Origin of the sequence: Hoskinsella mucinilytica (genome assembly GCF_045223415.1) — a bacterium.
Lineage (GTDB): Bacteria > Bacillota_I > Bacilli_A > Erysipelotrichales > Erysipelotrichaceae > Hoskinsella > Hoskinsella mucinilytica.
In genome coordinates, this window is sequence record NZ_JBEQZJ010000020.1 from 34214 (window position 1) to 52501 (window position 18288).

An 18288-nucleotide genomic window follows, 5' to 3' on the forward strand; every position below is an offset into this window, starting at 1 on the left:
ATGAAAAAAACATACGGTTTATGTGTCATTGTGATCCTACTTGCTGGCATTGGCCTGTTTATCGGCAGATATGATACCTCTGTTTATGATATCATTCAAGCTCTTATTGGCAATGGAGATCATATGACACATAGTCTGGTTTGGAATATTCGATTGCCCAGAATTATGTTGGTGTTATTAAGCGGAGGAGCACTGGCGTTATCCGGTGTCGTTTATCAAACTGTCTTTAAAAATCCTTTGGCATCCGGTGATGTCATAGGTGCAAGTTCAGGATGTTCCCTTGGCGCTATGATTGCGATCCTTTGTGCAGGGGATTTATGGATGATTGTGGGGTTTTCTTTTATCGGAGGGCTTATTATCGTTTTATGTACCATCTTGCTGGCATCTAAGGTGAAAGGAAATCGCATATTGAATTTGGTGATTGCTGGATTGATTCTACAAGCGGTAGCGACCAGTTTTATGATGATCATAAAACTTCAGGCAGATCCTTTTCGTGAATTGGCGAATATTGAATATTGGCTCATGGGAGGCTTTTCTGATGCGTCTTGGTCACAGGTATGGTTTGTATCCATTCCCATCCTATTGTGTTGTGTTTGCTTGTATGCACTTCGTTGGCAAATACAAATGCTGAGCTTTGGTGAAGAAGCAGATACCTTAGGTGTTCCTGTGAAAAGAGTAAGACTTTTTGCTTTATTGCTAGCGACATTGTTGATATCCTCTGTGATTTCGATTGCTGGCATCGTTAGTTGGGTTGGTCTATTAGTACCACATATCATCAAAATGTTGTATCATCAGCCGTTATCGAAGAGTTTTGGCTCCATCTTCCTATGTGGTTCCTGCTTTTTGTTGTTATGTGATACATTGGCAAGAAGCTTGTTTGTGATAGAATTGCCCATTAGTGTGTTAACTAGCTTGTTTGGTGCTTTGTTTTTGATTCTATTATTTTTGAAAGGAAGGCTTCCTTTATGATAACCTTACAAAAGGTCAGTGTTTCTTTACACGAAAAAGAAATCTTAAAAGATATCAGTTTTGTGATTCCACAATCTCGCATCGTGATGATATTAGGAGAGAATGGAAGTGGTAAAACAACTTTGATCAAAAGTATGCTAGGTAAGCTTGCTTATGAAGGAAGTATTGCTAAGAATGGGGTAGAAATCAATACCTTAAAAGAAAAAGAAAGGGCAGCTTTATTCAGCTATGTGCCACAAATAAAAGAATTGGCGCTTGATATGCGAGTAGAAGATTGTGTGGTTGCCGGTTGTTCCAGAGAGCTTTCTTTCTTTCAAACACCAAGAAAAAAAGACTATGAGAGAGCAGAAGCTATCATGAAACAGTTTCATTTATTCCACTTAAAGGATAAGCTATTACATGAAATCAGTGGGGGAGAACTTCAGATGTGTTATGTAGCCAGAGCCTTTTTACAAGATGCAGAAGTCATGATGATGGATGAGCCTTGTACGTATCTAGATTATCAACGACAACACTTGTTCTTGCAGGAAACCAAGCGTTTGTGTACCAAAAAGAAAAGTATTCTTATTAGCATTCATGACCCGAATTTAGCTCTACAATATGCAGATGAGATCCTCTTGATTCATCATGGACAATTGTTAGCACATTTGTGTAAAGAAACGCATGATATGCAAAAAGAGTGTGTTAGGTATTATAATGAAATATATGGCAGCCATTTTACATTGGCTGATAAAGAAGATCAGTTTTTGATCTGGAAGGAGAAAACGTATGTTGCAGATACAGCAATATGTCAGAGCGAAGAGCCTAGATGAGGCGTATGAGCTATTGAACAAACATCGTAACAATCAGATTCTAGGAGGCATGATGTGGTTGAAGATGCAGAATCGTAACATTCCCATTGCCATCGATCTGTGTGAACTTCCACTACAAGGCATAGAAGAGACAAAGGATCATTTCGTGATTCAAGCGATGACATCACTTCGAGATATCGAAACGCATGAAGGTTTACAAAGATATTTTAAATCGATGTTTACAGATGCCTTATCTGATATTGTAGGTGTACAGTTTCGTAATATGGCAACCTTAGGTGGAAGCTTGTATGCAAGATTTGGTTTTTCTGATGTATTGACGTTATTATTGGCTTTGGATTGCGAGGTATATCTACATCATCATGGGAAAATGTCGATCAAGGAATATGCGGCTTCAACCCATTATGAAAGAGATATTTTAACGCATATCACGATAAAGAAGGAAACACTGCAAGGGGTATTTTTATGCATGAGAAATTCAGCGACCGATTTATCAATATTGAATATGGCGGCAGTGAAAACAAACACCGGATATCGCTTTAGTATTGGGGCACGACCAAAGCGTGCCGTATTATATGAATTTGCTCATGAGGATAAAGAAAAGATGATAGAGGAAATCCAAAATACGATTGTTTTGGGAAGTAATATGCGTGGTAGTCAAGAATATCGAGAACGTTTGTTATCGGCATTCATTGAGAAGGCATTCTATCAGTTAGGAGGTCCATCGCTATGAAGGTAAACATTAAGGTCAATGATATCATGATTCAAGATGAGATTGCAGCAGATGTCTTGCTGTTGGATTTCTTAAGGGATCATGGTTACTATAGTGTAAAAAGAGGCTGTGAAACAAGCAACTGTGGGTTATGTACGGTTTGGATGGATGAAAAACCTATTCTATCATGTGGCATGTTGGCAGCACGTGCAAATGGACATCATATCACGACTCTAGAGGGAGTCGAAGAACAAGCACATGAGTTTGCCCATTATATGGCGAGCATTGGCGCAGAGCAGTGTGGTTATTGTTCACCGGGACTCATCATGAATGTACTGGCAATGGAGAAGGAATTGGATCATCCAAGTGTTGAGGAAATCAATACTTATTTGGCCGGAAATCTATGTCGATGCACTGGATATATGGGACAGTTGCGTGCCATTGAAGCGTTCCTTCAAAGAAAGGATGAAGAGCTTTTATGAAATATATCAATCAACCAGTGGTAAAAAAAGATGCCTACGCATTATTGAGTGGAAAGCCTGTTTATTGTGATGATCTGGCATTAAAAGATTGTTTGATCATTCAATTGTTACGCTCTCCTCATGCTTATGCGAAAATAAAATCCATCCATACAGAAAATGCCAAAAAAGTAGCGGGCATAGAAGCAATCTATACATATGAAGATGTACCAAAATCACGTTTTACATTGGCAGGACAAAGCTATCCAGAGCCATCTCCTTATGATCGTTTGATATTGGATCAAGTTGTACGCTATGTGGGAGATGAAGTTGCCATCGTTGTCGGAAAAAATGAGGCTTGTGTACAAAAAGCGATGAAGCTCATTCGTGTAGAGTATGAAGTACTTACCCCTTTATTAGATTTTACCAAAGCAATTGATCACGAGGTCATTGTACATGAAGAAGAGGACGATCGTGTTTTATGTGAGATCGGTTATGATCGTAAACGTAATATTTGTTCTCAGGGAGAAAGTGTTGTGGGGGATGTTGATGCTGTTTTTGAAGAATGTGATGTCATACTTGAAAAAGATTATCATACCAAAGCCAATGCACAGGCAATGATGGAAACTTTTCGTTCTTATGCCTATGTCGATGCTTTCGACCGTTTGAATGTGGTAAGCTCTACTCAAATACCATTTCATGTAAGACGTATCTTATCTCATGCTTTGGAAATACCGAAAAATAAAATACGTGTCGTAAAACCGAGGATCGGTGGAGGCTTCGGAGCGAAACAAACCGCTTGTTGTGAAATCTTTGCGGCCTTTGTTACTTGGAAATTAAAAAAGCCAAGTAAGATCGTTTATACAAGAGAAGAAACCTTTTCTTCTAGTAATTCTCGACATGAGATGAAAATGCATGTGAAGATCGGTGCCAAAAAGAATGGTGAAATTCTTGCGATTGATTTACATACGTTATCGAATACCGGAGCTTATGGGGAGCATGGTCCTACTACCGTAGGATTATCAGGGCATAAATCGCTTCCTATCTATAATCATGTCAAAGCAAGTCGCTTTACCTATGACGTTGTTTATACCAATACGATGACTGCAGGGGCATATCGTGGTTATGGAGCTACGCAAGGGCAGTTTGCAATCGAATCTGCCGTGAATGAATTGGCTGAGCAACTGAAAATGGATCCATGTGAGTTACGTTTAAACAATATTGTCCAAGAGGATGAAGTCATGTCTCAATACTATGGAGAACATTTAAATGCATGTGCCTTGGATCGATGCTTGAAAAAAGCGATGGATATGATCGATTGGAAGCATAAGGGAATCAGACAGGATGTAGGCGATAAGGTAAGAGGCCTTGGAGTCGCTTTATCTATGCAAGGAAGTGGCATTGCCAATGTAGATATTGCCGGTGTCATCATTAAACTTCAGGATGATGGCTTTTATACCTTGGCGATCGGTGCAACGGATATGGGAACCGGTTGTGATACCATTTTGGCACAGATGGCCGCAGAATGTTTGGAATGTGAGGTAGAGCAAATTGTAACACAATCTGTAGATACCGATGCTTCTCCATATGATACCGGATCCTATGCTTCTGCCACGACCTATGTGACCGGAATGGCAGTTGTAAAGGCTTGTGAAATCTTAAAACAACAAATCATTCAAGAAGCGGCTATATTACTAGAGGTAGAAGAAGAACATATCACCTTTGATGGTCAACAGATCATTGCTATGGAAGATCATAAACAGATGTCATTGGCTGAATTTGCCAACACTTGTTTTGCCGGGGGAAAAGGCGCATGTTTAATGGCCACAGCTTCCCATTGTTCTCCGATTTCGCCACCACCTTTTATGGCAGGTATTGCCGAAGTAGAGGTTGATAAGTTAACGGGAAAGATCACATTGCTTGATTATGTCGCTGTGGTAGATTGTGGTACTGTGATCAATTCGAATCTAGCAAAGATACAGGTAGAAGGAGGCATTGCACAAGGCATCGGTATGGCTCTTTATGAAGATATTTCTTATTCGAATACGGGAAGGATGAGAAATTGTTCCTTCCTTCAATATAAGATACCTACAAGAAAAGATGTCGGTACGATTCGTGTGGATTTTGAAAGCAGTTATGAAAACAGTGGACCTTTTGGCGCTAAATCCATTGGTGAAGTTGTCATCAATACACCGGCTCCGGCCATTGCATCTGCAGTGGCACATGCGACAGGTGTGCATGTTCGTACCTTACCGATTACAGCAGAAAAGATTCTTCTACAAAAAGATGAAGATTAACTTAGTGGTACTGGCAGCAGGGTATAGTACACGGTTTCTATCAAATAAATTACTTACTACGCTACAAGGAAAGCCAATGATTCAACATACCTTTGATCAGATCGATTCGACCCTGTTTTCCAAAGTAATCGTTGTGACACAATATGAAGAAATCAAAGCGTTGGCAGATACCTATGGATTCACATCTATGCATAATCCTAATCCAAAGCTGGGGATTTCTTCTTCCCTTCGATTAGGGTTACAACAATCCCTTGATAGTGATGGTTGTATGTTTCTGGTTGGTGATCAACCTTATCTCAAACAAGATAGCATTACTAAGGTATGCCTAAGGTTTGATGGACAACATATCACTTGTGCAGCAAATCAAGGACAACTTCGCCATCCTGTGATATTTCCAAAACGGTTTTATCCAGAATTGTTAACCTTATCAGGAGATCAAGGAGGAAGACAACTGATTCAAAAATATCCAAACGCATGTATATTTGTGGAAATACCATGGAATGAAACACAAGATATTGATACACCTCAACAACTAGGATAAAGCTATTTAAGATTTCTTCATTTTTTTAAAATGATGTTAGCATAAAATTATGTTATCATAAAACAAATGAGGAGGTATGGAATGGTTAATTTTGCGAACAAACGATATGTTTATCTTGATGAATATGTTGTGTTAAGTCCTTATGCAGAAGTCTTGTTAGGAGAGTTTGCGCATCGTCATATCAACATGATATTGTGTGTAGATACCATCATGGATTACCAAAGAATAAAAACAGAACCTAATGTTGGGTATATGAGTGATGTTTTATACGGAAAAGCGAATGATACGATTGTAAAACATATGCAAAAGAAGAAGTGGAAGGATCATCACACCATGGTGATAATGAAAGAGATATTACCATTTTCAAATACTATGACAAGCATAGGAATAGAAGATACATATGGTGATCTTTGTGCCTTTATCAACGCAAAGAATCGTTATGATCAAATCTTAATGGCTGCTTTGATCGGTATGAATGGCATAATGATTGCTTTTGTGTGTTATATGGTGTTTGTGAGTCATGCAATGCCACTTGGCTATATCATGGCTTGTATCATTTTGATCGCCATTTCTATCTTTATCGCAATCAGTAAAGGACTGTTTCGTGGATGGGATGTGGTCACAGCTTTATTGGATATGTAAAAAAAGCCTGAAATGGCTTTTTTTTGCTTTGTCTTTATCTAGTCTAATAGCTGGCGATGTGATACAATAAAGGACAGGTGATAAGTATGATAGCTTTTATAAAAGGTATGATTCACAGTTATACCAATGATTCATTGATTATTGAAAACCATGGTATGGGGTATCGAGTTTATGTTTCCAATGTAGCGGCAGTTCAATTGAACACGGAAATTACGTTATATACCTATATGCATGTTCGTGAGGATGCTTTGACACTATTTGGTTTTCCAAGTATGGAGGAGCATGATTTATTCTTACAATTGATTTCAGTCAAAGGCGTGGGTCCTAAGACCGCTTTGACAATGCTTGGTGTATGTCCTGCACAGCAGATGATCATGGCAATTGAACAAAATGATGTGAAGACATTAAAATCTTTGCCTGGTATCGGCGCAAAGACCGCAAGTCAGATCGTATTAGATTTAAAAGGTAAATTGGTACAGGAAGTAAGCGAAATCGAAGTCGAAGAAAATATAGAACTAAGTGATGCTTTAGAGGCTTTGAAAGCTTTAGGGTATAAGAGCACAGAGTTAAATAGTATCAAAAAGGAATTGTCTTTGATGGAACATAAAAGCAGTGATCAATATGTAAGAAGTGCTTTGACCATGTTAGCAAAGAGAAAGGGAGTCTAGCATATGGAGCGAGTGGTATCAAATGAAGAACAAAGCTTTGATGAAGAGGCATCTTTACGTCCGCAAAGCTTAAAAGAATATATTGGGCAAAAGCAGTTAAAGGAAAATTTATCTATTTTCATCGAGGCTGCCAAACAGCGTAATGAAGCGTTGGATCATGTATTGTTATATGGCCCACCAGGATTAGGGAAAACCACGCTTTCTTATATTCTGGCAAATGAAATGGGAGGAAGTATCAAAACGACCAGTGGACCTTCCATTGAAAAAAGCGGCGATCTTGCCGCTATCTTATCTACCTTAGAAGCAGGGGATGTACTTTTTATTGACGAAATACATCGTTTGCCAAAGCAGGTAGAAGAAATTTTGTATCCTGCCATGGAGGACTATTGTATCGATATCGTGGTTGGAAAAGATAGTGCATCCGTACGTAGCATACGATTGGATCTACCACCCTTTACCCTGGTTGGAGCTACCACACGTGCTGGTGATTTGACCGCACCATTAAGAGATCGTTTCGGCATCGTTTCGCAACTAGAATTTTATACGTTAGAAGAATTGATGCAAATTCTAAGAAGAACCGCTAGGGTCATGGATACCAAGATCGAAGAAGAGGCAGTCATAGAGATTGCCAGAAGAAGTCGTGGTACGCCACGTATCGCAAATCGATTGTTCCGCCGTGTTAGAGATTTTGCACAGGTCATGAATGATGGAGAGGTTTCTATCGATATCGCCAATATGGCTTTAGATAAGCTGAAAGTAGATCATTTGGGATTGGATGCAGTCGATCATAAATATCTAAAAGGAATCATAGAACGCTTTAAAGGCGGTCCTGTAGGTCTGGATGCCATTGCCAGTAGCATAGGAGAAGAAACCATGACACTGGAAGATGTGTATGAACCATATTTATTGCAGATCGGATTCATTAACCGAACCCCACGAGGAAGAGTGGTAACGGAAAAAGCATATCAGCATCTTGGCTATGATCTTCGTGAAGGATTGTTTGTGCTAGAAGATTAGGCTTTCTTTGTTTTGGTATATGCAAGCATACAACCAATTAGAAAGAAAAGACACTTGCTGATGGTTTTAAGAATTGCCATAAATTGATAATTAGGTGTTAGTAGCATGGAGCATACAAATAACAACAATACCAATACAAAAGCGTGTAAGAGCGCTTTTTTTTGTGCAAGCATGCCTAATAAAACACCACCTGCCGCAAAGCTAATGATCCCACATATCCAATTTGCGATATGGAAGGTCGAAGTGGATATCAATAGAAAATAGTATAATAAAGCAAAAATCAGAGAAAATAACAATGTGGATGCGCATAGGAGTGCTAACGACTCCAGAGATATTTTACATATCTGTTTCATAAAGCTTCACCTCAATGTATTCTATGAGAGAAAATGAATAACTATGCAAGGAGGAAATCAAATGCAAGAATATCTTTCATTAATGGTCAAATGCTTTGTTGTATATTTTGTGATTATCATAGCACTTCGTTTGATGGGGAAAAGAGAAGTAGGGGAATTGAGCGTATTTGACATTGTTATTTATTTGGTTATGAGTGAGCTATTGGCGATCAGTATTACGGATGCACATGAAAGCATCTTTAAATCCTTGGTTCCTATATTTACGCTGGCAGTGTTGCAGATCGTCATTTCATGGGTGTTATTAAAAAGCAAAAAAGCCAGAGATGTATTTGATGGAAAATGTGTGATATTAATACATAACGGACATATCAATCAAAGGGAAATGCAGAAAAATCGTTACAGTATGGATGATTTAATGAGTCAAATTCGAAGTAAAGATCTATGTACCCCGGATGAGGTTGCTTTCGCTATATTGGAAAATAATGGACAGCTAAGCGTTCTTGCGAAAGATAAATGTAAAGTAAAACATCCTGATCCTTTGGTGAGTGATGGTACCATCAACCAAAAAGCTTTGAAGGATCTAGATAAAGATGAGGTATGGCTGAAAGCATCTTTAAAACAAGAGGGGATCGAAGATGTCAATGATGTGTTTTTATGCTTATGGCAAAAAAATGGTTTTTTTGTTGTAAAGAAAGAACTGAATTCTAAGAATTCTTTTTTCTAAATGCGAAGCTTAAACGAATAGCATGTAGGATCGTTGTCACCAGCATTCCAAGGGTGATGCCGATGATCAATGCTTTTGCGCCAAGTATTTTAGATAGGAAAGCTACACTGATGATCCTTGTCAAAGAGCCTAATAAGGTATCCCATACCGTAGATTTGGATAAGGAAAGTGCATGTAACATACTAGATAAGGGCGGTTGAAGTGCATAAAAGGCAAAGGGCCATGCCATTTGTTTTAACAAAAGGGCTCCCTTGTCAGTATGATAAAAGAGTTGTAATAACTCTTGATTAAAGAAATAACAAAGTATACTACAGCCGATCCCCACTAGAAAACAACAACTTAATATGGTCGTAAATAACTTTTTTGCTTGGGCATCGTGATGACGAGTATAATGGTAGGTAAAAGAAGGCAGCAAAAAATTGCTCAATGTGATGGTTAAAAAAGATGGCATGGTAATGATGGGTAGGATATATCCGTTGATAGAGCCATAGGCATTAATCATCATATCAGCTTGTAAACTGCTTAATCCATAAACCATAACGATCGGTTCTAAAAAATAAGTTAAAGATCCAATCAAACGACTACCTGTCATAGGAATGGATACTCGTAATACTTCATCAAAATGGATGCGGTGAAGATCTTGAAAAAGTGCTGGTGCTTTTATCAGTACCTTTTTTTTGCGTGTTAAAGCAAAAAACATATAAGCAGAGCTAAATAATTCACCGACACTTACTGATATCATCGCAAGTTTTGCCATTGTGACAGCGTCCATGTTTGGATACATGGAAAATGTAATAAGAAGAAACAGGATACGACTGCCTTCTTCAAATATTTGACAAGCCGTCGCAGATAGATGCTTTTGAATACCAAAAAGATATCCCTTTAACAGACCGGAAATGGTTACGATCGGTAGTAAAGGAAGAATGGCATACAATACAGGAAGGATGACATCTTGTTTTAAGATGGCATGCGCAAGAAATGGTAATAATACAGTAAAGATGGCAACAATGATAAGATTATTGAGGACAGATAATAAAATGGCTGCTTTTAATGGCTTATGGGGTGTTTTACTTTGTGCGATTACTTTACTTAAGGCATTTGGAATTCCCATTTGAGCAAGCGTAATCATGAAGACCATGGTAGGAGAGGAAAGAGAATAATAGTTCATGGCACTTTCTGACAATGTTCTCGCCAATAGAATGCGTACAGTAAAAGATAGTATCTTAGCAATCACTGAAATAACGATGAGATAAAAGGTAGAACGAATGACGGTTTTTTTCATCATGCACCTGCTTTCTTTTTCAGTATATGTGAGAGAGGCATAAAATCATTCCAGCTAAGAAAAGATATGCATAGATCATCTTATGAAAGATGAGCAGATCCTTGGATTTATGTAAAATTTAAAAAAAGATTGTGAAAGCTTTTAAAATGATGATATAATACTTCATAGCGATATTGAGGAGGAGACCATGAAGAATCAGAGTGAAATCGATGATAAATATCTGAAGCTGGCAATTACCCTGAAAACCAGCGAACTTCAAAGAAAGCAGTTGTCTTCTTTAACGTATCAGCATGTAGAACGTGCATTGCTTGCTAAATGGAAATTTCAGAAGCCGAAAAGTTTTTATGATGCAATCAATGATGTCATGAGCATTGATGCCTCAGAGGTCGTCGCTTATTTATCGACAGAGGCGATGATTACTGGAGCAAAAATGAAACTCAATGACTTTGAAGATTTGTTTGGAGGAGATAAACGATGAAAAAATCCCGTTTGGTAATCTTTGGCATCAGTATCGTTACGGTCTTAGTAATGATGCTATGTGGTAGTCCATGGATTGCAAAAAATATGAGACTAGGATTAGATCTACAGGGAGGATTTGAAATCCTGTATAAGATCACACCATTAGAAGGAAAAACACTACCGGATATGTCGGCAGTAGCTGAATCTATCAATAAACGTATTGACGTGCTAGGTGTCAATGAACCTGAAATCACTGTAGAGGGTGATGATCAGATTCGTGTGCAATTAGCAGGTGTAAAGAATGCAGATGAAGCTAGACGTATCATCTCAACAACTGCCAATTTGTCTTTCCGTGATGTAGATGACAATCTATTGATGGATGCAGATGTATTACAAGAAGGTGGTGCATCTCTTGGTACAGATGAATATGGTCGTTATGTGGTCAATCTGAAAGTAGCAGATACGACAAAGTTTTATGAAGCTACTAAAAAAGTCGCAGCCAAAGGCAGCGGTCAGAATTTAATGGTAACTTGGCTTGACTTCGATGAAACAAAAGACTCCTATGCTGCCGAAAAGCAGAAAGAAACACCTAGCTTTATTTCTGCGGCAACTGTAAAAGAAGGCTTGAATAGCTCAAGTGTACAGATTTCAGGGAACTTTACAAAAGAAGAAGCAACAGAATTGAAAGATCTGATCAATTCTGGATCGTTACCTGTGAAAATGAGTGAGGAATATACCAATGCAGTAACTGCTGATTATGGCATGAGTGCTTTCTCTTCTACAATGATGGCAGGCGCAATCGGTGTAGCCTTGATCATGTTGTTCATGATCGTGTATTATCAATTACCTGGTATTATTTCCGCAATCACGATTGCAACCTATGTGTTTGTGGTATTCTTGATTTATAACCTTATGGGTGGTGTCTTTACATTGTCTGGTATTGCTGCTTTGGTTCTTGGTGTTGGTATGGCAGCGGACTCCAACATCTTGACTTTCGAGCGTATCCGAGACAGCTTGTATTCAGGAAGAAGTGTAAAATCAGCCTTCTACGAAGGGACAAGTAAGTCTTTTATCACCATCTTTGATGCACAGTTTACAACCTTTATTTCTGCCTTGATCTTATATTTGTTAGGAACAGGAAGTGTCAAAGGTTTTGCGACTGTATTGATGGTTTCTACGATTTCTACTTTATTACTTATCGTGTTCGTAGCTAAATTCTTCTTGAAGATGTTAGTAGATAGCGGTTGTCTGGATGGAAAACTGAAACTATTCGGTGTAAAAGAAAGTCGTGTGCCTGATGTAAACAAGGGGCAAGAACGTTTCTATTATGGCAAATTTGCTCAATTTGATTTTATCGGAAAAGCAAAATATTTTATTACGATCACCATGAGTGTACTTGTGATCGGGGTAGGCTTTATGGCATACAATGGTTTCAAGGGAAATGAAGTCTTGAATTTAGGTATTGATTTTACCAGTGGTACTAAGATCACGGTAGTTGGTGATACTGAAATCAAAGCTGATGATCTAAAGGCTCAATTAAAAGAGCTGGGTGTCAATGCAAGCAGTATTAAAATCAATGGAAAAGGTAATAATACAGCAACTGTATTTGTAAAGGAAGCAATTGAAACCGAGAAAATGGATCAGGTAAAAGAAAATCTGAAAAAAACGTATAACCATGATGTTAATGACAATACCGTAACTCCGGTGGTTGGTAAACGCTTGGTTAAAAATGCATTCTTGATATCTATTTTGGCATGGATCGGTATTATGATCTATATCTCCATTCGATTTAAATGGGATTATGCAATCAGTGGTATCGTCGCATTGATTCATGACTTATTTGTTATGATTGCATTCTGTGCTATTCTTCGTTTGGAAGTCAATACCGAAATCATTGCGGTCTTATTGACGATCATCGGATATTCCATCAATAACTCAATCGTTGTATTTGACCGTATCCGAGATAACGTAAAAGCAAATAGACATGAAGTAATCACAAAAGAAAAATATCGTGAAATTGTAAACGATGCATTACAGAAAACAGCAACTCGTTCTATTCTTTCCACTTTAACGACCATGTTGCCAGTCATTTGCTTATTGGCTATGGGAAGCGGTGCGATTTCTACCTTCTGTTTGATGTTGTTTATCGGATTATTATTCGGAGCTGGATCTTCTTTGTTCGTCGCAGCACAGCTGTGGTATCAAATTAGAATTCATCACAAACCAAAGAAAAAATCCCATAAAAAGTCAAAGAAAAAAGAAGACCTTGAGGAAATGATCATTCCAGGAATGAACGATTATTAATCACATAAAAAGAAGAGCTCGTCTCTTCTTTTTATATAATTAGAAAGAAAAAATATTTGCATAAGGAAAGGACTTTATCTATTTTTATGTTAGAATATACAAGGTGATCATTTATGAATATAACATTACAAGATGTTTCAAATACAGAAGAGATTCAGAAAACATTATCTTTGTCTCATTTATGTGCAAAGGTATTGGCAGCAAAAAATTTAACGTATCCACAGATATCAGAGATATTATCTGCACCTGTACTTCAAGATCCCATGAATGCTTATCATATGAAAGAAGTCGTGATGCGTATTCAACAGGCGAAAAAAAACAATGAAAAGATATTGGTGTGCGGAGACTATGATGCAGATGGTATTTGTGCGACCACGATTTTATTTGACGCCTTACAAAGGTATGGAGTGACTTGTGGCTTTTACATACCCGATCGTTTTAAACAGGGCTATGGTCTTCATCCGGATACGGTAAAGATGGCAGATGAAAAAGGCTATACCTTATTGATTACGGTAGACAATGGAGTCAAAGCTTTTGATGCTTTGAAAGAAGCCAAACAAAGAGGTTTGGACGTGATCGTAACAGATCATCACGATATGGAAGAATCAGATATAGACGCATGGATTGTTTTGCATCCATTTACCATGGGAGAAGAGTTTCAATATTTGAGTGGTGCAGGGGTTGCATTAGAGATTTCTCGTGCACTCTTACATGATGTCAAAGAACATATCATCTTGGCTTGTATCGCATCCATTGCGGATGTGATGCCGTTAAAAAAGGAAACAAGAGATATCGTAAGACTAGGTATTTTTTATTTGAAACAAGGGTTATGTAAGCCGATTCAAGCTTTGGCCAATGATCGATATCCCAAATGGGATGAAACGATGATTGCTTTTCAGATCGTGCCAAAGTTAAATGTGATGGGAAGACTTGCGGACATGGTCAATGTCAATAATATGGTACGTTTTCTTTTGTTGAAACGAGCTGATGAAATCCAAAGAGTAGCAACTCAAATACATGACTTAAACAATCATCGTAAAAAAATGAGCAATGAGATGGTAGAAACAGCCAAATCATTGGTTCATCCGGAATATAACTTTCAAATGCTGTATCATGAATCCTTTCATGAAGGTATCGTAGGCTTAGTAGCCGGTAAAATTGCAGAAGAACTGCATCAACCTGTCATGGTATTGAGTCGCCATGATGAGATATTAAAAGGAAGCATTCGTTCTCAAGGATACCTAGATTTGACGACGTTCTTTGACGGTTGTATGGATGTGCTTGATAGTTATGGGGGACATAAGGCTGCCGCAGGTATTGGCTTTTCTCTTTCGCATAAGCAAAATGTACAAGATTATATGAATGAACATGCGAAAGAATACGTAACAAAAGCAGAAGCCGAATATGATGTGATCGATACTTTGCTTTCAGAACTTAGCATTCAAGAAGTAGAAAGTCTACAAGCATTGGCGCCTTTTGGTGAAGGCTTTGATGAACCCTTGTTTTATTTACAAAATGTGGAAGTCAAACAAATCAAAACGATGGGAAATGGAGCACACGTGAAATGGGTGTTAAGTGATGAAGTTGAGGCAGTGCTGTTTCATGACATACAAGCATATGAAACCTTTGCGGATAGAAAAACGATGAATTTCATCGCAACGATAGGTATCAATCGCTTTATGGGAAGGAAAAAAGTCAATCTTTTTGTAAGGGAAGCATTTTAAACAGAGATAAAATTTGCTATAATGAAGAAGAACTTTAAGGAGGCTCTTAAGCTTATGGATTATAAAGAGTATATTGCTGATATTCCTGATTTCCCTCAGGAAGGTATTCTGTTTCGTGATATTACGCCTTTGATGGCAGATGGAGAAGCATTTAAAAAGGCATGTGATGAAATCATCGCTTTTGCGAAAAAAGTGGATGCACAAGTTGTGGTAGGACCAGAATCCAGAGGATTCATCTTCGGTTGTCCGGTTGCATATGACCTTGGTATCGGATTTGTTCCGGTACGTAAACCAGGAAAATTGCCTAGAGAAACTGTAAGCGTTTCTTATGATTTAGAATATGGAAGCAATGAACTTCATGTACATAAGGATGGAATCAAAAAAGGTCAAAAAGTATTGATCGTAGATGATTTACTTGCGACCGGAGGTACCGTAGATGCCACCATTCAAATCGTAGAAGAGTTGGGTGGAGAAGTTGTTGGCTGTGCGTTTTTGATTGAACTGGCTGATCTAAAAGGCAGAGAACATTTGAAGGATTATCCTGTATTTTCTTTGATGTGTTACGAATAAAAAGGGGAGTTCCCCTTTTTTAGAATGTGGGTGATAAATGTATGGTAAGTAGTCAGGTGGTAACTTTTGATGAGATGATGAAAGAAATCAAAAAGTACATCAAAAAAGAGGAGAATATTGATCTTATCACAAGAGCATATTTATGTGCGGAAAAAAATCATACAGGACAATATCGCAAGAGTGGAGAACCATATATCATTCATGCGATCCAAGTTGGATATATATTGTCTTTGTTAAGAACCGGACCTAAAACCATTGCGGCCGGTCTTTTGCACGATGTAGTAGAGGATTGTGATGTTACGCTAGATGAAGTCAGCGAAGTGTTTGGTGAAGAAGTTGCCTCACTTGTAGACTCCGTCACAAAAATCGGTAATTTAAAATTCAAAGATGAGAAAGAATATCTAGCAAGTAATCATCGTAAGATTTTTATTGCAATGGCAAAAGATGTTCGAGTTATTTTGATTAAGTTGGCAGACCGTTTGCATAATATGCGTACCTTGCAATATATGACACCGGAGAAACAAAAGAAGATTGCAAGTGAAACATTAGATGTTTATGCTCCGATTGCCCATCGTTTAGGTATCAGCGATATTAAAAATGAGCTTGAGGATTTATCTTTTCAATATCTGAACAAAGAAAAATATTATGAAATCGCTAAACTGGTAGAAAAACGAAAAATCGAAAGAGATGAACAAGTACAGACGATGATTCAAGAAATCAGTACTTTATTAGATGAAAATCATATCCAGTTTAGAATCTTTGGAAGAAGCAAGCACTTATATAGTATTTATAAAAAGATGAAAACAAAAAATAAGCGCTTTGAAGAAATCTTAGATTTGTTGGCGATCCGTATCATTACAGATAGTGATACAGCATGTTATGAAATCTTAGGATATATTCATGCAAAATATCGGCCGATTCCAGGGCGATTTAAAGATTATATCGCAATGCCTAAGATGAACATGTATCAGTCTTTGCATAGTACGATCGTAGCAGATGATGGAAATATTTTTGAAATCCAAATACGTACTGAGGCTATGGATGAGGTTGCGGAACAAGGGATTGCGGCACACTGGCGTTACAAGGAAAATATGAATGGTGGACGAGAAGTAAACCAATCTGAAATCGAAGAACAACTGCATTGGTTAAAAGATTTCAGCGTGATGAGTGATGAAGTAGAAGATGATTCTATGGAGTATATGAATTTATTACAGAAAGATATTTTTGAAGCTAATGTGTATTGTATGACACCTAAGGGTAAAGTAATTGCATTACCTAACGGTTCTACACCAATCGATTTCGCTTATAGAGTTCATACTGAAGTTGGGCATCATACAGTAGGTGCTACCATCAATGGAGTCTTGATGCCATTAAATACAAAATTAAAGACTGGCGATGTCGTATCCATTCGAACAAGCAAGCAATCTCCTGGTCCAAGCGAAGACTGGATCAAGGTTGTAAAAAGTGCACATGCTCGAAACAAGATTCGCTCTTTCTTCCAAAAACAGGAAAATGAACGTCGTACCTTAGATATCAAAAAGGGCGAAGAGTTGCTGGTAGAAGAATTGAAAAAACGAAACCTCGATGTCGATACTTACATGGATAATAAAAAGGTAGAAAACATTGCAGGTAGCCTAAGCTTTAATTCCTATCAAGATTTGATGTTTGCCATCGGAGTAAAACAAGTATCCTTGCCAGCTGTCATTGATCGTTTGGTGAAGCATAAAACAAGTGTGCCACTTCAAAATGATGAATTGGTAAAAATGTTTAATCGCCAAGATCGCAAGAAAAAAGTGAGCAGTACCGGTATTCGAGTTGCTGGCATTGAGTCTATGAAGATCACATTAGCAAACTGCTGTTCACCTGTACCGGGAGATGAAATTGTCGGTTATATCACAAAAGGTGCCGGAGTTAAGGTGCACCGTGTTGATTGTCCAAATATCATTCATGAACACCAGCGTCTCATCCCTGTAGAATGGGATGAAAATCTGGAACAAAAAACATATGAGGTCAAGCTTATCATTAAGTCAAGTGATCGTAATTTCTTGCTAAGTGATATTGTTACGGTAGTTTCTCAATGTAAAGCAGGACTTCAACATGTGGATTCCACAGTAGATGAGGATCGCATCAGTGCGACAACTAAAATGACTGTGGTAGTAGAGGATGCAGAACATCTTCGTAATCTGATCGTTAATTTACGTAAGGTAAATAGTGTGCATAGTGTAGAAAGAGTGATACAATGAGTGAATTAGTAATTAGAAAAGCAAAAGAGAAGGATATTATAGGAATTGAGGAAATGTATCGAAAACGTGTAAGCTATAACGATGCACATGGGATACACCAATGGGATTATGATCAAGTAACATGGGAATGTTTCCGACAATTATATACCATCAATGATTATTATGTAGGATTTCTAGACCAGACGATCGTTTGCGGATGCTTTATTGTTGATGTTGACCATCTTTATTGGCCGGATGAAAAAGCCGGGGCTGCCTTATATCTACATAAGATCGTAGTAGATCCAGATTACGGTGGACATGGTTATGCAGATGAATTGATTCGCTTTTTTAAGGAAAAAGGAAAAAGTGAGGGATATCCTGAAGTACGTATTGATGTACGAGAGAAAAAAACAAAGCTTCGCCAAATGTATGAAAGAAATGGTTTTCAGCTTGTAAAGATAGACCAATTTGTACCGGAATTTACAACTGCACTTTATCATTGCACATTTCAGACACCGTCAAAATGATGGTGTTTTT

Annotated in this window: 18 protein-coding genes; 16 read left to right on the forward strand and 2 right to left on the reverse strand. The window is 38.0% G+C overall.

The window, feature by feature from the left end; genetic code table 11:
- The 9 genes from UGRO018_RS08725 to ruvB all read left to right on the forward strand — a co-directional run bounded on the left by UGRO018_RS08725 (position 1) and on the right by ruvB (position 8113).
- The gene (locus tag UGRO018_RS08725) at positions 1-969 is read left to right on the forward strand and encodes a FecCD family ABC transporter permease (RefSeq protein WP_416326098.1); all 969 of its coding nucleotides are present in this window, start codon (positions 1-3) and stop codon (positions 967-969) included.
- A complete protein-coding gene (locus tag UGRO018_RS08730; RefSeq protein WP_416326099.1) occupies positions 966-1781 on the forward strand; it encodes an ABC transporter ATP-binding protein in 816 nt (271 codons plus the stop codon). The genes UGRO018_RS08725 and UGRO018_RS08730 overlap by 4 nt, the downstream gene beginning before the upstream one ends.
- Positions 1738-2511, forward strand: a complete 774-nt coding sequence (locus UGRO018_RS08735; protein WP_416326100.1) for an FAD binding domain-containing protein — start codon at positions 1738-1740, stop codon at positions 2509-2511. Before UGRO018_RS08730 ends, UGRO018_RS08735 begins: the two co-directional genes overlap by 44 nt.
- On the forward strand, positions 2508-2972 hold the full coding sequence (locus UGRO018_RS08740) for a (2Fe-2S)-binding protein (RefSeq protein ID WP_416326101.1): 465 nt from the start codon (positions 2508-2510) through the stop codon (positions 2970-2972). Before UGRO018_RS08735 ends, UGRO018_RS08740 begins: the two co-directional genes overlap by 4 nt.
- Positions 2969-5245: a xanthine dehydrogenase family protein molybdopterin-binding subunit gene (locus tag UGRO018_RS08745; protein ID WP_416326102.1), complete on the forward strand. Its 2277-nt coding sequence runs from the start codon at positions 2969-2971 to the stop codon at positions 5243-5245. Before UGRO018_RS08740 ends, UGRO018_RS08745 begins: the two co-directional genes overlap by 4 nt.
- A 4-nt stretch (positions 5246-5249) precedes the next feature.
- Entirely contained in the window at positions 5250-5786 is a 537-nt protein-coding gene (locus tag UGRO018_RS08750; RefSeq protein WP_416326103.1) for a nucleotidyltransferase family protein, read from the forward strand.
- 81 nt (positions 5787-5867) lie between these two features.
- Positions 5868-6428 (forward strand): hypothetical protein, encoded by a 561-nt coding sequence (locus UGRO018_RS08755; protein ID WP_416326104.1) that lies wholly within the window; start codon positions 5868-5870, stop codon positions 6426-6428.
- Between the two features lie 86 nt (positions 6429-6514).
- Complete coding sequence (gene ruvA, locus UGRO018_RS08760) at positions 6515-7096, forward strand: Holliday junction branch migration protein RuvA (RefSeq protein ID WP_416326105.1); 582 nt, start codon at positions 6515-6517, stop codon at positions 7094-7096.
- Positions 7097-7099: 3 nt separating this feature from the next.
- Positions 7100-8113, forward strand: coding sequence for a Holliday junction branch migration DNA helicase RuvB (ruvB, locus tag UGRO018_RS08765; protein ID WP_416326106.1), 1014 nt, complete (start codon positions 7100-7102; stop codon positions 8111-8113).
- On the opposite strand, the gene UGRO018_RS08770 is transcribed toward ruvB, so the two are convergent.
- Positions 8110-8466 (reverse strand): DUF3792 family protein, encoded by a 357-nt coding sequence (locus UGRO018_RS08770; RefSeq protein ID WP_416326107.1) that lies wholly within the window; start codon positions 8464-8466, stop codon positions 8110-8112. The genes ruvB and UGRO018_RS08770 overlap by 4 nt on opposite strands.
- Positions 8467-8527: 61 nt before the next feature.
- Here UGRO018_RS08770 and UGRO018_RS08775 point away from each other — a divergent pair, with 61 nt between their 5' ends.
- On the forward strand, positions 8528-9190 hold the full coding sequence (locus tag UGRO018_RS08775) for a DUF421 domain-containing protein (protein ID WP_416326108.1): 663 nt from the start codon (positions 8528-8530) through the stop codon (positions 9188-9190).
- Here the strand turns inward: UGRO018_RS08775 and UGRO018_RS08780 are convergent.
- Entirely contained in the window at positions 9171-10472 is a 1302-nt protein-coding gene (locus tag UGRO018_RS08780) for an oligosaccharide flippase family protein (protein ID WP_416326109.1), read from the reverse strand. The genes UGRO018_RS08775 and UGRO018_RS08780 overlap by 20 nt on opposite strands.
- A gap of 187 nt (positions 10473-10659) precedes the next feature.
- Here UGRO018_RS08780 and UGRO018_RS08785 point away from each other — a divergent pair, with 187 nt between their 5' ends.
- From UGRO018_RS08785 to UGRO018_RS08810, 6 genes are all read left to right on the forward strand, one after another.
- Complete coding sequence (locus tag UGRO018_RS08785; RefSeq protein ID WP_416326110.1) at positions 10660-10950, forward strand: post-transcriptional regulator; 291 nt, start codon at positions 10660-10662, stop codon at positions 10948-10950.
- Positions 10947-13235, forward strand: a complete 2289-nt coding sequence (gene secD / locus UGRO018_RS08790) for a protein translocase subunit SecD (RefSeq protein ID WP_416326111.1) — start codon at positions 10947-10949, stop codon at positions 13233-13235. The genes UGRO018_RS08785 and secD overlap by 4 nt, the downstream gene beginning before the upstream one ends.
- 113 nt (positions 13236-13348) lie before the next feature.
- Positions 13349-14959 (forward strand): single-stranded-DNA-specific exonuclease RecJ, encoded by a 1611-nt coding sequence (locus UGRO018_RS08795; RefSeq protein ID WP_416326112.1) that lies wholly within the window; start codon positions 13349-13351, stop codon positions 14957-14959.
- 54 nt (positions 14960-15013) lie between these two features.
- Positions 15014-15529 (forward strand): adenine phosphoribosyltransferase, encoded by a 516-nt coding sequence (locus UGRO018_RS08800; protein WP_416326113.1) that lies wholly within the window; start codon positions 15014-15016, stop codon positions 15527-15529.
- Positions 15530-15570: 41 nt separating this feature from the next.
- Positions 15571-17772, forward strand: a complete 2202-nt coding sequence (locus UGRO018_RS08805; RefSeq protein WP_416326114.1) for a RelA/SpoT family protein — start codon at positions 15571-15573, stop codon at positions 17770-17772.
- On the forward strand, positions 17769-18278 hold the full coding sequence (locus UGRO018_RS08810) for a GNAT family N-acetyltransferase (RefSeq protein ID WP_416326115.1): 510 nt from the start codon (positions 17769-17771) through the stop codon (positions 18276-18278). Before UGRO018_RS08805 ends, UGRO018_RS08810 begins: the two co-directional genes overlap by 4 nt.
- Positions 18279-18288 lie beyond the last annotated feature (10 nt).

Excerpts from the sequence above, each read along its gene's own strand:
- UGRO018_RS08725 (WP_416326098.1), top strand. The coding sequence starts at position 1 with ATGAAAAAAACATACGGTTTATGTGTCATTGTGATCCTACTTGCTGGC.
- UGRO018_RS08730 (WP_416326099.1), top strand. The coding sequence starts at position 966 with ATGATAACCTTACAAAAGGTCAGTGTTTCTTTACACGAAAAAGAAATC.
- UGRO018_RS08735 (WP_416326100.1), top strand. The coding sequence starts at position 1,738 with ATGTTGCAGATACAGCAATATGTCAGAGCGAAGAGCCTAGATGAGGCG.
- UGRO018_RS08740 (WP_416326101.1), top strand. The coding sequence starts at position 2,508 with ATGAAGGTAAACATTAAGGTCAATGATATCATGATTCAAGATGAGATT.
- UGRO018_RS08745 (WP_416326102.1), top strand. The coding sequence starts at position 2,969 with ATGAAATATATCAATCAACCAGTGGTAAAAAAAGATGCCTACGCATTA.
- UGRO018_RS08755 (WP_416326104.1), top strand. The coding sequence starts at position 5,868 with ATGGTTAATTTTGCGAACAAACGATATGTTTATCTTGATGAATATGTT.
- ruvA (WP_416326105.1), top strand. The coding sequence starts at position 6,515 with ATGATAGCTTTTATAAAAGGTATGATTCACAGTTATACCAATGATTCA.
- ruvB (WP_416326106.1), top strand. The coding sequence starts at position 7,100 with ATGGAGCGAGTGGTATCAAATGAAGAACAAAGCTTTGATGAAGAGGCA.
- UGRO018_RS08770 (WP_416326107.1), bottom strand. The coding sequence starts at position 8,466 with ATGAAACAGATATGTAAAATATCTCTGGAGTCGTTAGCACTCCTATGC.
- UGRO018_RS08775 (WP_416326108.1), top strand. The coding sequence starts at position 8,528 with ATGCAAGAATATCTTTCATTAATGGTCAAATGCTTTGTTGTATATTTT.
- UGRO018_RS08780 (WP_416326109.1), bottom strand. The coding sequence starts at position 10,472 with ATGAAAAAAACCGTCATTCGTTCTACCTTTTATCTCATCGTTATTTCA.
- UGRO018_RS08785 (WP_416326110.1), top strand. The coding sequence starts at position 10,660 with ATGAAGAATCAGAGTGAAATCGATGATAAATATCTGAAGCTGGCAATT.
- secD (WP_416326111.1), top strand. The coding sequence starts at position 10,947 with ATGAAAAAATCCCGTTTGGTAATCTTTGGCATCAGTATCGTTACGGTC.
- UGRO018_RS08795 (WP_416326112.1), top strand. The coding sequence starts at position 13,349 with ATGAATATAACATTACAAGATGTTTCAAATACAGAAGAGATTCAGAAA.
- UGRO018_RS08800 (WP_416326113.1), top strand. The coding sequence starts at position 15,014 with ATGGATTATAAAGAGTATATTGCTGATATTCCTGATTTCCCTCAGGAA.
- UGRO018_RS08805 (WP_416326114.1), top strand. The coding sequence starts at position 15,571 with ATGGTAAGTAGTCAGGTGGTAACTTTTGATGAGATGATGAAAGAAATC.
- UGRO018_RS08810 (WP_416326115.1), top strand. The coding sequence starts at position 17,769 with ATGAGTGAATTAGTAATTAGAAAAGCAAAAGAGAAGGATATTATAGGA.